The sequence below is a fragment of the Kitasatospora sp. NPDC088134 genome (genome assembly GCF_044741705.1).
Taxonomy (GTDB): Bacteria; Actinomycetota; Actinomycetes; order Streptomycetales; family Streptomycetaceae; genus Kitasatospora.
On record NZ_JBIUTD010000013.1, the window covers coordinates 69,181 to 84,193 of the forward strand.

The 15,013-nt window shown below is 74.0% G+C and carries 10 protein-coding genes; 2 read left to right on the plus strand and 8 right to left on the minus strand.

Annotated features, from left to right (window positions below; all coding sequences use genetic code 11):
* Nucleotides 1–25 precede the first annotated feature (25 nt).
* From ACIOHG_RS21105 to ACIOHG_RS21115, 3 genes are all read right to left on the minus strand, one after another.
* The gene (locus ACIOHG_RS21105; RefSeq protein ID WP_400952800.1) at nt 26–439 is read right to left on the minus strand and encodes a peptidase inhibitor family I36 protein; all 414 of its coding nucleotides are present in this window, start codon (nt 437–439) and stop codon (nt 26–28) included.
* A 47-nt stretch (nt 440–486) separates the two neighbouring features.
* Nucleotides 487–699, minus strand: coding sequence for a hypothetical protein (locus ACIOHG_RS21110; protein WP_400952803.1), 213 nt, complete (start codon nt 697–699; stop codon nt 487–489).
* 314 nt (nt 700–1,013) lie between these two features.
* Nucleotides 1,014–1,985 (minus strand): hypothetical protein, encoded by a 972-nt coding sequence (locus tag ACIOHG_RS21115; protein ID WP_400952804.1) that lies wholly within the window; start codon nt 1,983–1,985, stop codon nt 1,014–1,016.
* A gap of 214 nt (nt 1,986–2,199) precedes the next feature.
* Between ACIOHG_RS21115 and ACIOHG_RS21120 the strand changes: the two genes are divergently transcribed.
* Entirely contained in the window at nt 2,200–3,186 is a 987-nt protein-coding gene (locus ACIOHG_RS21120; protein WP_400952807.1) for a DUF1702 family protein, read from the plus strand.
* Nucleotides 3,187–3,338: 152 nt separating this feature from the next.
* The gene (locus tag ACIOHG_RS21125) at nt 3,339–4,631 is read left to right on the plus strand and encodes a cytochrome P450 (protein ID WP_400953075.1); all 1,293 of its coding nucleotides are present in this window, start codon (nt 3,339–3,341) and stop codon (nt 4,629–4,631) included.
* A 214-nt stretch (nt 4,632–4,845) separates the two neighbouring features.
* On the opposite strand, the gene ACIOHG_RS21130 is transcribed toward ACIOHG_RS21125, so the two are convergent.
* Genes ACIOHG_RS21130 through ACIOHG_RS21150 form a run of 5 tightly spaced genes read right to left on the minus strand, consistent with a single transcriptional unit; the run spans nt 4,846 to nt 14,807 of the window.
* A complete protein-coding gene (locus tag ACIOHG_RS21130) occupies nt 4,846–5,469 on the minus strand; it encodes a flavin reductase family protein (RefSeq protein ID WP_400952809.1) in 624 nt (207 codons plus the stop codon).
* Nucleotides 5,470–5,474: 5 nt separating this feature from the next.
* Nucleotides 5,475–5,951, minus strand: a complete 477-nt coding sequence (locus ACIOHG_RS21135; RefSeq protein WP_400952812.1) for an acyl-CoA thioesterase — start codon at nt 5,949–5,951, stop codon at nt 5,475–5,477.
* Nucleotides 5,948–11,836, minus strand: coding sequence for an SDR family NAD(P)-dependent oxidoreductase (locus ACIOHG_RS21140; protein ID WP_400952814.1), 5,889 nt, complete (start codon nt 11,834–11,836; stop codon nt 5,948–5,950). Before ACIOHG_RS21140 ends, ACIOHG_RS21135 begins: the two co-directional genes overlap by 4 nt.
* Nucleotides 11,833–12,855 carry an enediyne biosynthesis protein gene (locus ACIOHG_RS21145; RefSeq protein ID WP_400952817.1) on the minus strand — a complete coding sequence of 341 codons (1,023 nt, stop codon included), beginning with the start codon at nt 12,853–12,855 and terminating at the stop codon, nt 11,833–11,835. Before ACIOHG_RS21145 ends, ACIOHG_RS21140 begins: the two co-directional genes overlap by 4 nt.
* A complete protein-coding gene (locus ACIOHG_RS21150) occupies nt 12,852–14,807 on the minus strand; it encodes an FG-GAP-like repeat-containing protein (RefSeq protein ID WP_400952820.1) in 1,956 nt (651 codons plus the stop codon). The genes ACIOHG_RS21145 and ACIOHG_RS21150 overlap by 4 nt, the downstream gene beginning before the upstream one ends.
* Nucleotides 14,808–15,013: the final 206 nt, after the last annotated feature.

Sequence of the window (15,013 nt, forward strand, 5' to 3'; positions counted from 1 at the left end):
CTCGACGCCCGGCCCGCCCCGGTGCTCAGGTGGACAGGTACTCGTCACCGTTCGCGTTCTGGAAGAGGGAGTCCGCGTATCCCGGTGGGAAGCCGGCCTCGCCGCCGTTGATCACGGCGATGTACACCCAGTGATCCGTGTGGTTGACGAGTGCGGCCGCGTTCCCGTAGACGGTCTGGCCGTAGCCGGAGCCGTTCGCCCAGTGGGCGAAGGTGTTCTTCCGCAGGTCGACGCTCTGGTTCGGGGACCAGTCCTCGAACGATCCCCAGCCGTACCAGGGCGAGTTGTAGTACAGGCATACGACGCCGCTCGGGCATGTCTCCACGCCGCTCGGGTCGGCGGCGGCGTAGGCGCTCCCGGCGTTGGCGGCAGCGATGCCGACGGCCACCGCGGCCACCGCGGCCGCCTTGGCGGCGCCTCTTCCGAACCTGATCCGCATTCTTCCTCCATGACTTCGAGAGCGGGCCGCGCCCGCTTCACCGGATGTCAGCGGTCGCCGTGGTTCCCCGAACCCCGGGCGCCGTTGTTGAAGTTGTGGTTGTCGCCGAAGATCCGGCTCGTGCTGCAGGGCTCCGAGGTGTACCGACTGCCCGACGGGTTGGTGCAGTTGCTCCGGATCGGCGTGGTCGTGCAGGAACCGTCGAGGTGGTCCGGATCGGAGTCGACCTCGGCGACGCCCGGCCCGTTCGGGTCACGCATCTCCGGGAATCCCTGGGGACGCACAGAGCTCTCCTCCCACGCGCGCACATCACGGCTCACCGGGCCGAGGCGGTGACCCCCTCCCGGGGCCGTGCGGCAACGGGAGGCGTCGGGAACCATCCTGCTCGGCCACGCGCCCCCACCCCATGGCGAAAGCCTGGCGTTGACTTGGCGTTCCGCCCGGGCCCGGCGTCCGCCGGAAGCGGGCCGGTCCGTCGGGCCCATCGGGCGGCAGGCTCCTCGCGTTCGACCGGGGGCCCCGGCGGCCGGGACGGCGGGCCGCGGTGGGTGGCCGGGCCCGCCGTCCGTGGGGGTCAGGTGTTCCAGGGGGCCTTGGGCCACCACAGGTAGCCGAAGTTGCCGAGGATGCGGACGTCCCAGTAGATGAGCGTGAACGCGCCGGCGACCAGGAACGCGGTGGCGGTCAGGGCCGCCGCCCGGCCCGGTTTGGTGGCCAGCCAGCGTTGGACGGGGGTGCCGAGGACGAAGGAGAGCAGGACGAAGAGCAGGGCCATCACCAGGATGTTGCCGAGCGACTGGAGCGAGAAGGCGACCGCGCCGTAGAGCGGGTTGTGCTCCTGGGCCGCGTGCCGGAACAGGTTGCGGAACAGCGGGTACGGGCGGCCGATCAGGAAGGCGCCGACCAGCACGCCGATCAGCACCAGCGGGGCGTTCGGGAAGCGGCGGGCCACCCCCGCCAGCGGATCGGGAAGGACGCCCGCCGCGGCCAGGCCGATCACCAGCATGACCAGGCCGACCAGGCCGAAGACGATCATCGCCTGGAGGATGCGCGGCGAGATCGTCCCCGGCGTGGCGGTGGTGGAGAACTGCGGCAGGTGGGTGCCGTACAGGCCGACCAGCACGCCGTACCCGGCGGAGACCGGCAGCATGCCGGCCGTCAGCCAGCCCAGCGGGCGCAGCGCGTGGCCGAGGCGCTGACGGCGGGTCAGGCTCATCTGCCCGACCAGCGGGCCGACCGCGCCGAACACCGCGACGTTGCAGGCGGTGAAGGAGCCGGCCAGGCCGGAGACGAAGGCGAACAGGACGCCGGCCGCGACGCCGGTCAGCGGCGTTTTCCTGGCGTCGTGGCCGAGCAGTTGGTTGGCGGTGGTGAAGCCGATCTCGTCGTCGGCCAGTTTCGAGGACCAGGCCCAGGCGAGCAGCAGTCCGCCCAGCAGGCCGAGCACGACGACCAGGGCGCGGCGGCGCGGGAAGAGGCCGTTGACGAACAGTGAGGTGGCGCGCGGTGGTGCTTTGACCGTCCGGCCCGTGATGGTTTCGGTCACGTGGTTCTCCTCAGCTCACGGAGGGCCGGTCCCCGAAGGGGTGTCGGGGACCGGTGGCGCGCGGGGCGTGAAGAGTGTCGTGGACACCCCCGGTGGGGCGACTACTTCCGTGTTGCCCGGCGTCGGCACGGTCGGAGTAGCCCCCCGCTCCCGGGCACCGAAGCATGGAGCGGAGAGCCGTGGCCGTCCGGGCCGCGGCGGGCGGGAGGCAGTGATGAGCGGAGGCTGGCGGGCGGCCCGACGACGCCTGTTGACACCGAGCCACAACGAGACGAAGTTGTCCACCAGGGGGTTCCACCTGAAGGACGAGGCGGCGCGCACCAACCTGGAGACCGTCGGCGGGAGCTTCCTCGACGGGTACGCGATCGCCGTCGAGGCCCGCGACCAGGACGAGGCGCACCGGCGGCTGGAGCTGATCCCGGTGCGCTACCGGGGCTTCGCCTACGAGGGCGCGGGGATGGGCCTGGCCATGCTGGACGGCCTGCCGCTGCCCGGTCGCGGGCGGGTGGCGGAGTTCCTGGCCGGTCACGGCGCACCGCACGACTACATGGTGCACGTCGGCGTGGGCTGGGCGATGGCCCGGCTGCCGCGCTTCCGCTGGGCCTCGATCGCGCCCGCCGACCCGCTGCTGCGCTGGCTCGCGCTGGACGGGTACGGCTTCCACCAGGCGTACTTCCGGACCGCGCGGTACGTGCACGGGCACCACCGGGAAACCGCTTTCCCGTGGCCCGGCGACGAGGCCCGGGGCTACGCCGGGCACGCCATCGACCAGGGCATCGGCCGGGCGCTGTGGTTCATCGGCGGCACCGACCCGGCGGTGGTCGCCGACCTGGTCGACGGCTACCAGGACGACCGGCACGCCGACCTGTGGGCCGGGGTCGGGCTGGCGGCCTGCTACGCGGCGGGCGCGACCGACGCGGAGCTGCGGCTGCTGCTGGAGCGGGCCGGGCGGTACCGGCCGCAACTCGCCCAGGGCGCGGCCTTCGCGGCCACCGCCCGGGTCGAGTCGGGGCTGCTCACCGAGCACGCCGAGGCCGCCACGGCGGTGCTCTGCGGGCTCACCCCGCAGCAGGCCGTCCAGGTCTGCACCGAGGCCCGGCCCCGGCCGGTGGTGGACGGCGCCGAGCTGCCCGCGTACGAGGTCTGGCGCCGGGCCATCGCCGAACGGATCGTCAGCGGCGCGGCCGGGGCCCGGACGTGACGGCCGCCGAGCCGAAACCGGCCGCCTCCGAGGACACCGGACCCACCCCGGCCTCCGCACGGACCACCGCCCCCGCCGTGAGCCGGCCGCGCGGTACCGCGCGCCGACCGCCCGGGCCGTCCCGGGCGGGGACGCCGGTGCTGCTGGCCCGGATGGCGGCCGACCGGCTGACGGTGATGACGCGGGCCGCGGCCCGGTACGGCGACGCGGTGCGGCTGCCGCTGGGGCCGAAGACGCTGTACTTCTTCAACCACCCCGACCACGTCCGCCGGGTGCTGACCGACAACAGCGCCAACTACCACAAGGGCATCGGCCTGGTGCACGCCCGGCGGGCCCTCGGCGACGGCCTGCTGACCAGCGAGGGCGAGCGGTGGCGGGCGCAGCGCAAGGTGATCCAGCCGGTGTTCCAGGCCCGCCGGATCAACCGGCAGACCGACGTGATCGCCGAGGAGGCGGCGCTGCTCGCCGAGCGGCTGCGCCGCACGGCGGGCGCCGGGCCGGTGGACGTCCGGCAGGAGATGACCTCGCTGACCCTGGGGGTGCTCGGCCGGGCCCTGCTGGACGCCGACCTGGGCGCGTACGAGTCGATCGGCGAGGCCTTCGAGGTGGTCCAGGACCAGGCCATCTTCGAGATGATGAGCCTGAGTTCGGTGCCCTCCTGGGTGCCGCTGCCGCTGCAGTTGCGCTTCCGCCGGGCCCGGGCCGAACTCGACCGGATCGTCGGCGAGTTGGCGGCGCAGCGGGAACTGCACCCGGCCTCCGACGGTACCCGGGACGACGTGCTGTCCCGGCTGGTCGACGCCACCGCGGACGAGCGCGACCCGGTGGCGCGGCGGACCAGGATGCGCGACGAGCTGGTCACCCTGCTGCTGGCCGGGCACGACACCACGGCGAGCACCCTCAGCTGGGCGCTGTACCTGCTGGACCGGCACCCGGAGGTCGGGGACAAGGTCCGGGCCGAGGTGGACGAGGTGCTGGGCGACCGGCTGCCGACGATCGACGACGTGCACCGGCTGACGTACACCTCGATGGTGCTGCAGGAGGTGATGCGGCTGTACCCGGCGGTGTGGCTGCTGCCGCGCAAGGCGCTGGCCGCGGACGAGGTCGGCGGCTACCGGGTGCCGGCCGGTGCGGACGTGGTGCTCTGCCCGTACACGCTGCACCGGCACCCGGAGTTCTGGGAGCACCCGGGCCGGTTCGACCCGGAGCGCTTCGCCCGGGGGCGCTCCGCGGGCCGCCACCGCTACGCGTACGTGCCGTTCGGCGCGGGGCCGCGGGTCTGCGTGGGCAGCAGCCTGGGCATGCTGGAGGCCACCGTGGTGCTGGTCGTCCTGCTGCGCCGGCTGCGGTTGTCGCTGCCGCCGGGGCACCGGGTGCAGGCCGAGCCGATGCTGACCCTGCGGGTGAAGGGGGGTCTGCCGATGACGGTGCTCCCCCGCGACTGACCGCCCGAACGCGGGCGAAGGGCTCGGACCGCTCCCCCGGTCCGGGCCCTTCCGCGTGCGCCGGGACACACCCCGGGGGAACACCGCCGGAAAGCCGCTCGGAAAGCCCTTCGGGAAGCACCCCCACAAGGCGTCCCCGGACGTCCCCGGGCATGCCGAACGCCCGGCCGGAGAGGTCCGACCGGGCGTCCGGAGCAAGAGAGCTGACGGAGCGTCAGCCCGCCAGGCGGGCGAAGGCGCCGCCGTGGTAGAGCAGCGGGTCGGTGCCGGTGGAGCGGCCCGCGCCGAGGACGGTGCCGACGAAGATGGTGTGGTCACCTCCCTCGTGGACGGCGCCGAGGCGGCACTCCAGCCAGGCCTGGACGTGGTCGAGGACGGGGGCGCCGGTGTGGCGGCCCCGGGTGTGGCCGATACCGGCGAACTCCTTGGCGCCGCGCGGCCGGTTGCGGTCGGCGAAGTGCCGGGCCACCCACTCCTGGTCGCGGGCGAGGACGGAGACGGCGAACGCGCCCTCGGCGAGCACGGCCGCGTGGATCGCGGCCGACTTGACCACGCACACCAGCACCTGCGCGGGGTCGAGCGAGACGGAGGTGAAGGAGTTGGCGGTCATTCCGCAGGGGGTGTCGCGCCCGGCGGTGAGCACGGTGACGCCGGTGGCGAAGCGGCCGAGCACGCCGCGCAGCGCCCGGTGGTCGCCGAGGTCGGCCTCGGGGGCCTCCGCGGGGAGCGGGGGCAGGTCGAGCGCGCCGGGCAGCGGCGCGGCGGCGGTCGGGAAGGCCGCGGCCGGGAGGGGCGGGAGGGAGGCGGGCAGGCGGGAGGCGGGCGGGAAGGAGGTCATCACGATCACCTCGCTGTGGTGGTGCCGGTCAGGGTGGGCGCCGTCGGCTGGGCGGCGTAGGGCTCCAGGGCGAGCCGGAGCGGTTCGGGGACCCGGGTCGGGCGGGTGTCGGTGTTGGGGCCGCGCATGCAGGCGACCCGTTGCCGGCCGCGGGCGACCAGGTACTCGGCGCCGTCGGACCCGATCTTCACGTAGTCGAAGGTGAAGGCGACCTGGGTCTGGGTGAGGTCGGCGAGGCGCATCCGGATGGACAGCTCATCGAAGGCGGTGATCTCGGCGAAGAACTCGCAGTCCACCTTGAGGGTGAACAGCTTGAGGTCGGCGCGGACGTCGGCGAGCACCTCGGGGGCCTTCTCCAGCAGGAACATCTCCCGGCAACGGCCCTGCCAGCGCAGGTAGTTGACGTAGTAGACGTTGCCGACCAGGTTGGTCTCCTCGAAGCCCACCAGGTGCCGGTACTCGTAGTAGTCGGGCGTGCTCACCGGTCACCCCCGGCCAGCACGGTGAAGGCGACGGGTTCGGCGACGCCGTCCAGCGCGGTGACGAAGCCGACGATCCGGTGCGCGCCGCCGCGGAAGGCCACCCAGCCGGGCGGCAGGCCGCGACCGCCCGCCGGGCTGCCCGCCGGGCCGCCGTCCAGGCTGAGCGCGGCCACCGCGTGCCCGGCCTTGCGCAGGGTCTCCACCGCGCCCCAGACCCGGGTGGCGGCGGTGTCGAGCGGTTCGCCGCGCTCGGCGGCCAGCAGTTCCGCCAGCGCGGCGGCCTCGGGTCCGAGCAGGCCGGCCCACTCCTCGGCGGTGCGGGCGGTGACCGTCTCGACGTCGCAGGCGACGGTCTGCTCGGCGACCACGGTGAAGGTGACGCCCGCCGCGTGCGAGGAGGAGATCCGCCGCCCGTCGGCGAGTTCGGGCCGCCCGTCGGGCCGGTGGCGCACCTCGGTGGTGCGGCCGAGCGCCCAGCTCGCGGCCTCGGCGGTGCGCCGCCGCCGTTCGGCGACCGGTCCGCCGCTGCCCTCGCCGCCGGGCAGCACGACGCAGCGCACGGGGCGGCCGAGCGCGGCCTCGACCCGCCGCTCCAGGAACGGGCCGAGCAGCGCGGGCAGCCAGGGGCCGGAGCCGTCCTGCTTGCGGACGGCCTGCAGCAGCAGGCCCTCCCACTGCTCGACGGTGGTGCCGCCCTGGTCGCGGACGTCGAGGTCGTACAGGTAGCTGTCGCCGTCCCGGGAGCGCTCGCGGGCGTCCAGGAACAGCAGCCGGCCGGCCCGGGAGGAGCCGCCCTCGGCGAGGTGCAGGCGCTCCACGCTGACCGGGAGCAGGGTGGCCTCGGGGACGCACGCCTGGATGGAGTGCATCAGCGCGTCGCGGGTGCCGGGGTCGGCGAGCAGCAGCTCGCCGGGGTGGTAGCCGGCGAACCAGTCGGTGCGCGGGCTGTCGTCGATCTCGGCCAGGCAGTGCGTGGCGGCGAGGTCGCGGTAGGCGAGCAGCCGCTGGAAGCGGTCGCCCTGGAACAGCACCGGCCCGTACATCTCGTCGGGGGTGAGCGGGACCCGGGGCACCTCAGCGGTGACGGGGGCCGGGTCGGCGGCGGGCCGCTGCTCGCCGAACCGCAGGGTGGCCCGGAAGTGGTCGGCCTGGAAGCCGGTCTCGCCGCTGCGCAGCACCGCCTCGACGGTGTCGGGGCCGGTGGCGAGGACGGCGACCCGCAGGGTGGTGGCGCCGGTGACGGGGACGACGACGGGCCGCAGGAACTTCAGGTCCTCCAGCACGGGGGTGTCCTGACGGCCGGTCAGGGCGGTGGCGGCCTGGGTCATCGCCTCCATGCCGAGGACGGCGGGGAACAGCAGGTCGCCGTCGAGCAGGTGGTCGGGCAGGTAGAGGTCGCCGCCGCCGGTGAGTTCGGCGTCCACCACCAGTTCGATGCCGGGGTAGTGGACCTGCGGGCGCTCCAGGAAGCGCAGCAGCGGCAGTTCGCGCTCCTCGAGGGTGAGGGTGGGGAGTCCGCCGGCCCGGCCCATGACGACCAGGGCGGGGTCGGTGCCGGGGGTGGCGAGCAGCCGGCCGAGCAGGGCGACGCCGTCCTCGGTGGGGATGGGTTCGATGCCCTCGCGGACCAGCGCCTCCAGCACGCCGAGGCGTTCGCCCATGCCGGAGCCGGACCACACGGACCACTCCAGGGCGAGGCAGCGGCAGTGCGGGTTGTCCTGCTGGAAGCGGACGGTGAGTTCGGTGAGCCAGTCGTTGGCGGTGGCGTAGTCGGCCTCGCCGCGCAGGCCGGCCCGGCCGATGATGCTGCCGAAGGTGACGAACAGGCGCAGCGCGGCCGGGTCGACGGCGGCGAGGACGGCCTCCACGCCGTCGATCTTGGTGGCGAGGGTGCGCCGGAAGGCGTCCTCGTCGAGGGTGGCCAGCGACTGCGGTTCGTTGCGGCCGGCGCCGTGCAGCAGGCCGGTGACGGGGCCGAGTTCGCGGGTGATCTCGGTGACGGCGGCCTTGACCTGGTCGGCGGAGGTGACGTCGGCGCGGGCGTAGTGCACGCGCAGGCCGGCGGCCTGCATCCGGGCCAGGTTGTCGGCGAGTTCGGTGTCCTCGGCGGGGTCGGAGCGGCCGAGCAGGCCGATCGCGGCGCCGTTGGCGCCGGCCAGCGCGATCGAGCACTCGGCGGTGATGCCCTTGCCGCCGCCGGTGACCAGCAGGACGTCCTGCGGGCCGAGGGCCTGGTGGCCGTCCTCGGGTTGGAGGTCGACGGCGCGCAGCACGGGGGTGCGGCGGGTGCCGTCGGCGTCGTAGTGGACTTCGGCGAAGGCGGTGGTGGCGGCGGTGTCGGCGGCGATCCGGGCGCTGATCCGGTCGGCGTCGGCGGGGTCGAGGTCGCCGTCGAGGGGCAGGGTGACGACGGTGACGGGGATGTCGGGGGCCTCCAGGTGGAGGGTCTTGGCGAGTCCGGCGGCGCCGCGGCGGTCGCCGACGGCGACCAGGCGGGTGCCGGCGGCGCGGCGGGCGGGGTCGAGGGCGGCGCGGGCGGCGGCGAGCATCAGGCCGAGGTGGCGCTGGTCGCAGTCGCGGGGCAGGGCGAGCAGCACGCCGCCGCCGGGGGCGGTGGCGGTGAGCGCGGCGGTGAGCGGGGCGGCCAGCGGGTGCCGGTCGGTGGCGAAGACCTGCCAGTCGCCGCCGGGTCCGGCGGCGGGGGCGGGCGGGGCGGTCTCGGTGAGGTCGATCCGGAACGGGCGGACCCAGGGGGCGACGCCGGCGGCCGCGCCGGAGCGGGCGTCCTCGGGCGACTGTTCGGCCAGCTCGTCGAGCAGTGCGGCGAGTTCGCCGAGCGTGGAGGTGGCGAACGCGGTGGTGACCATCGGCGCGACGATGCCGAGCTGCTGGGCGGCCTGGTTCATGATCTGGCCGACCGTGATGGAGCTGAGGTGCAGTTCGTCGAGCGGGTTGGCCGAGGGGTCGACGGTCTCGACGGGCAGTTCGGCGCGCTCGGCGGCGAGCCGGATCAGCACCTCCAGGCTGGTCGCCTCGGCGGGGGCGGCGGGCGCCGCGCCGGCCGGCGCCGGGGTGGCGGCCGCCGTCGCGGTGTGTTCCAGGACGAAGTCCTCGCCGCCGTCCTCGCAGGGGCTGGCGAAGAACCGGAACTCCTTGTCGAGCGGCAGCGGCCGGGTGAACCGGTCGGCGAACAGCTGCTCGTGCCGGACGGGCGCGCCCATCGTCCAGGCGGCGGCGACGGCGCCGAGCAGGCCGCCGAGGGAGAGCGCGTCGGCCTCGGTGGCGACCGCGGGGACGGCGGGCAGCACCTCGGCGGCGAGGGTGCGCAGGATCTGGCCGGGGCCGACCTCGATCAGCAGGTCGACCTGCCCGTCCATGGCGTGCAGCGCGTCGGTGAACCGGACCGGCTGGACGATCTGCCGGGTCAGCAGGTCCGCGACGTCGGTGTCGGCGGGCAGCAGGGTGCCGGTGACGGTGGAGACCAGGCCGTCGCCGACGAGGCCGAAGCGCTCCTGGGCGAGGTGTTCGGCGAAGCCGGCGGCGGCGGGGGCCACGGCCGGGGAGTGGAAGGCGTGCGAGACGTTGACCCGGCCGACGCCGATGCCCTGCCGGGCGGCGAGCGCGCAGACCCGGTCGACGGCCTCGACCGGTCCGGAGACCACCGTCTGGGTGGGGCTGTTGAGGCCGGCGATCACCACGGGTTCGCCGACGGTCAGCGCCTCGGCGAGGGCCGGGGTGGTGGCCAGGGCCGCCATGGTGCCGCCGCCGTCGGAGGCGGCGGCCATGATCCGGCCGCGGGCGGCGGCGGCGCGCAGCACCGTCGCCTCGTCCAGGGCGCCGGCCCAGTGCAGGGCGGTGAGTTCGCCGAGGCTGTGGCCGGTGGCGCGGACCGCCTCGACGCCGAGCTGGTCGAGCACCCGCAGGCCGGCCACCGAGGCGGCGACGATCCGCGGCTGGGCGACGTCGGTGGCGACCTGGTCGCCGTCGGCGGGCAGGTCCAGGCGCCGGTACAGGTCGTCGACGGCGGCGAAGCGGCGGCGCAGCGCCCCGCCGTCGCCGCGGCGGCCGGCGCCCTGGCCGGGGAAGAGGAAGCCGATCCGGGGGGCCCGGCCGGCGCTGCCGAGGAAGACGCCCTGGGTGGTGCCGACGGCGGAGCGCGCCCCGGAGTCGATCAGCCGGGCGAGGGCGGTGAACCGTTCGACGGCCTGCTCGGGCGAGGCGGCGAGGACGGCGGCGCGCAGCGGCCGGTCGGCCAGGTCGCGCTCCAGCGAGGCGGCGAGGTCGCCGAGTTCGGCGTAGGAGAGCTGGGCGGCGAAGCCGGCCAGCCGGTCGGCCTTGGCGCGCAGTTCCTCGGGGTCGGCGCCGTCGAGGAAGAACAGTTCGGTGTCCTGCCGGGAGGCGACCAGGCGGCGGGCGACCGAGGGGACGGCGGTGCGGCGGATGCCGTCGGCGTGCTCGACGACGACGTGCGCGTTGATGCCGCCGAAGCCCATCGAGGAGATGCCGGCCCGGATCGGCGCCCCGGCGGGCCACAGTTCGGCCTGGTCGGGGACGCGCATCGCCGGGGCGGGGCCGCCGAGTTCGGCGTGCGGGTCGTAGTGGCCGGTGGCGGGCGGGATGACCTGGTGGCGGACGGCGAGGATCGCCTTGAGCAGGCCGGCGACGCCGGCGGCGGCCTTGGTGTGGCCGAAGTTGCCCTTGACGGTGCTGAGCGCGGCGGGCGCCTGGGCGTCGGCGGCGCGGCGGGCCTCGGAGAAGGCGCGCAGTTCGGTGGCGTCGCCGACGGCGGTGCCGGTGCCGTGGCCCTCGAAGTAGCCGACGGTCTCGATGCCGAAGCCGGCGGCCCGGTAGGCGCGGGTCAGGGCGAGGCGGTGGCCGCTGGCCTCGGGGCGGGTGATGCCGCCCTTGCCGTCGGAGGAGTAGCCCCAGCCGGGGATGGTGGCGTAGCGGAACCGGCCCTGGGCGCGGGCGTCCTCGTCGCGCATCAGGACGACCATGCCGCAGCCCTCGCCGGGCCAGAAGCCGTTGGAGCCCTTGTCGTAGACCTTCATCTCGCCGGTGGCCAGCGCCCCGGTCTTGGCGAAGCCGATCACCTCGAACGGGTCGATGCTGAGGTCGACGCCGCCGGCCACGGCGACGTCCATCCGGCCGTCGACCAGGGCGTCGCAGGCGGTGGAGACGGACAGCAGCGAGGAGGAGCAGGCACCGTCGACGGTGAAGCCGCCGCCCTTGAAGTCGAAGTGGTTGCAGATCCGGCCGGCGATGGTGTTGGCCAGGCCGCCGGCCAGGGTGTCCTCACCGATCGGCGGGAAGGCGCTCTTGTAGCGGCTCTCCAGGCCGTCCAGGAAGGCGCCCAACTCCTCGTCGCCCCAGCCCTGTTCGCGCAGGGCGGCGCCGACGGTGCGGCGCACGTAGGGCCAGCGCAGCCGCATCAGGTTGGCGCGGCTGAACTCGCCGGTGAGGGTGTTGCCGATGATGACGCCGGTGTTGGCGTCGGCCAGGCCCTCGCCGAACGGGAAGCCGGCGTCCTCCAGGGCGCGGGCGGCGGTGTCCAGGGCCAGCCAGTGCGTCATGTCGGTGGCGCGGAAGGTGCTGCCGGCCACCCGGTGGCGGACCCGGTCGAACTCGAAGCCCTCGATGACGGCGGCCTTGGCGCTGTAGAAGCGGTCGGGCGCGGCGGGGTCGGGCGACCAGTAGTCCTCGGCGCGCATCCGCACGTCGGGGAGCCTGCGGAAGGCGCGGCGGCCCGCCAGCACGTTCTGCCACAGCTGTTCGGGGCTGTCGGCGTCGGGGTAGCGGCAGGCGATGCCGACCACGGCGATCCGGCCGCGGCCGGCCGGCTGCCCGCCGGCCCGGTCCGCCCCGCTGTTCTGACGGTCCGTCACGCCGCCACCGCCTCGTTGCCGTGCGGGCCGGTGACGGCCGCGGCGGGCTGCCCGGGCAGGCCCTGGACGCTGCCGCCGGCGGCCTGCTTGCGCTTGGCGCGGAAGTGCGCGACCCACCAGCCGGCGCCGCGCAGGCCGCAGACGATCGTGGTGGCGAAGAACAGCGTGTAGACGACGTTGAAGAGCATCAGCACGCCGTAGACCATGGCGACCGCGGAGCCGAACATGAACTGGTTGCGCGGCTTGGCCGGGGTGGTGCCCGGGTCGGTGATCATGTAGTTGGTGTAGAGGACGAAGGCGACGCCGCTCATCGGGCCGAGCGCGGAGAAGATCGCCACGTCCCAGATCCAGTGCCGCAGCAGGGCCTGGATGACGAAGCCGCCGAGCCAGCCGACGATCAGCGGGACGCGTTTGGTCAGCATCGCGTTGATGACGGTGCCGGCGGTGGTGATGATCAGCGGGATGCCGATCCGGAAGAAGGTGTTGGCGTTCTCGGTGAACTCGTACGGCGGGGCGATGCTGACCCAGGAGCCGAACAGCACCAGCGCCATCGTGATGCCGAAGTTCGACGGGTTCATGAAGTGCCGCATCCGGCCGTACACGGGGGCCTGCAGGGCGTGCTTGGCGGCGACGCCGATGAACACGGCGAGCAGGATGGGCAGCAGCCGGTCGTTCGCGTAGAGCAGCATGTTGGCGGCGAGGGCGGTGATGTGCGAGGGGAGCAGGAACTCGTACAGGCCGCGCAGGCCGTTGCCGCGGAAGCGCGGGGTGCGCTGCTGCGCCCAGGCGCTGACCATCTCCAGCACGATCTCGACGGTGTAGCCGAACGGGGCGCAGATCAGCGGCCAGAGCCAGGGCTGCTCGAAGCCGAGCAGGGTGTAGCCGAAGATGTTGAAGACGGACATCGAGAGGGCGAAGTTGCGCAGGGCGAGGTAGCGCGGGTCGCGGTTGGGCTGCTTCTTCCCGCTCTGCGGGCGGACGGCGTGGGCGGCCACGCCGGCGATCTCGGTCGCGGTCATCGGGCCGCCACCTCCTGGATGTCGTCGGTCAGCATGAGGGTGTGGCTCCCGGCGGTGAGCTGCTGGGTCTTGGTGTGCAGGCCGCCGGTGGCGTCGCGCCAGGTGATCTCGGCGGTGACGGGGCCGCTCTGCGCGCCGAGGCCGAAGCGGACGTCGAAGCTGCGGAAGCCGCCGTGGCCGCCGCCGCCGTCGAGCTGGGCGATCTGCTTCTTCCCGTCGGGGGTCATGACGCAGACGGTGGCGCCGTAGGCGGGTGCGCCGGTGGCGGCGAGGCCCTGGCCGGCGGTGGCGCCGCTGGCGGGGCGGTACAGGTGCAGCGTCAGGTCGTGGCCGAGCGCCGGGGACTGGTTGGCGTAGAAGGCGGGCGGGCCCCACTGGCGGGCGATGGCGAAGTCGAGGACGCCGGTGCCGGTGGTGTCGGCGGTGGCGATGCCGCGGGTCGGGATCGGCACGTCGAGGCCGAGCTGCTTGCTGATGTTGGCGTACTTGCCGTCGGCGGTGCGGGCGTAGAAGGCCATCACCTCGTCGCCGGCCAGGTCGTCGCCGGGGCCGACGTTGGGCCAGATCTTCGGGTTGGACAGCAGGTCGTCGTTGGTCATGGCCATCTCCTGCAGCCACGGCCAGCGGTCGATGTTCCCCTTGACGAAGCCGTCGGCCTGCAGGATGTTCTGCTGCCCGTTGTTGAGGAAGTCGCCCATCTTGGCGTCCCAGCCCCAGCCGGTCCAGGCGACGCCGTGGTCGGCGGCCTCCTGGGTGAACGGGGCGATGCCGGCGTCGAGCTTCCGCTTCATCTCGGCCGGGTCCTTGGCCCGGTTGATCCAGAGGAAGTTGCTCTCCTCCAGGCCCCAGGCGACGGTGATGTTGCTGACCATCATGTCGAAGCTGCCGTTGCCGTCGACGTCGCCGAAGTCGACGCCCATGCCCTTGAACGAGCCCTTGCCGAGCACGAAGGACTTCGGGGTGGTCGGGGTGCGCTCGCCGGTGGCCTCCTCGAACCGGATCCGCCCGGGGGTGGAGACGTTGTGCAGCAGGTGGGCGTGGCCGAAGTCGTTGGCGATGTACACCTCGGGCAGGCCGTCGCCGGTCAGGTCGGCGCCGGCGACGGCCAGCGTCCAGCCGGTGGAGGCGTCGAAGGCGATGGCGTCCTTCTCCTCGACGAACCGGGCGTCGGGCTCGGCGCCGGTGCTGGCGGAGTGGAAGCGCAGCACGTGGTCGCCGCCGGCGTTCTTGGCGCTGGAGAGCGAGTCGTTCATCTGAACGTTGCGGATGCCGCTCGGGTCGAGGACGTCCGAGTCGGGGAAGTAGTTGCCGATGATGATCGACGGGTGGCCGCTGCCGTCCAGGTCGCCGACGTACGCGGCGTCGGTGTTCCAGCGCGGGCCGTGGTAGCGGCCGTCCAGGCTCTCGGCGGGGACGACCTCGCGCGGCGCGTAGGCGGCGGCGGACGGCTCGGCGGCGTCGGACTTCGCCATGAACAGCACCGGGGTGCGGCCCCAGTAGGTGACCAGGAAGTCGGTGCGGCCGTCGCCGTTGAAGTCGCCGGGGGTGCAGCCGGTGGGCGCCATGGTGTCGTCCATCGGCAGCGGCCTGCCGTCGAGCACGAACGGGGTGAACCGGTCGGCCGCGGGGGCGGTCGGGGTCCAGGTGACCACCACCGAGTCGGTGCGGGTGTCGACGATGCACATGCCGTCGGGGCGGCCGTGGCCGGTGACGTCGTTGATGGCGATGCTGGCGCCGACCGAGGAGATCCAGGCCCGGATCTTCTCGTAGGCGGGGTTGACCTTGCGGATGGTGTTCATCGGCCGCGACTCGTAGCCGGGCGGCATGGTGATCGCCAGTTCCTTGAACCGGTAGGCCGCCGCGGCCTCCTCGCTGCCCGCGACCGCCACCGAGGAGCGGATGACGAAGAACATCGAGGCGGCCACCAGTACGGTGACCAACCCGGGGACCATTCTGCGGAATCGCCGTTCTTGCGACATTCCAATTCCCTCCCGCGAGCGACGGTGAATGACACTCGGAGGGCACGCGAACGAATTCTGGGGAATTCGATGGCAGTGTCCGCCGAACCTGACACTTGAGGATGTCCCGGGCCCGCAAAACGTGCTTCTCTGACGTTGCCGGGGTTCGGTCGGCGATCTCCGGCCGGGGCGGTCGAATT

Coding starts and splice junctions, on each gene's coding strand:
- ACIOHG_RS21125 (WP_400953075.1), top strand. CDS start 3,339: ATGGCGGCCGACCGGCTGACGGTGATGACGCGGGCCGCGGCCCGGTAC.
- ACIOHG_RS21150 (WP_400952820.1), bottom strand. CDS start 14,807: ATGGTCCCCGGGTTGGTCACCGTACTGGTGGCCGCCTCGATGTTCTTC.
- ACIOHG_RS21145 (WP_400952817.1), bottom strand. CDS start 12,855: ATGACCGCGACCGAGATCGCCGGCGTGGCCGCCCACGCCGTCCGCCCG.
- ACIOHG_RS21105 (WP_400952800.1), bottom strand. CDS start 439: ATGCGGATCAGGTTCGGAAGAGGCGCCGCCAAGGCGGCCGCGGTGGCC.
- ACIOHG_RS21130 (WP_400952809.1), bottom strand. CDS start 5,469: ATGACCTCCTTCCCGCCCGCCTCCCGCCTGCCCGCCTCCCTCCCGCCC.
- ACIOHG_RS21120 (WP_400952807.1), top strand. CDS start 2,200: ATGAGCGGAGGCTGGCGGGCGGCCCGACGACGCCTGTTGACACCGAGC.
- ACIOHG_RS21110 (WP_400952803.1), bottom strand. CDS start 699: ATGCGTGACCCGAACGGGCCGGGCGTCGCCGAGGTCGACTCCGATCCG.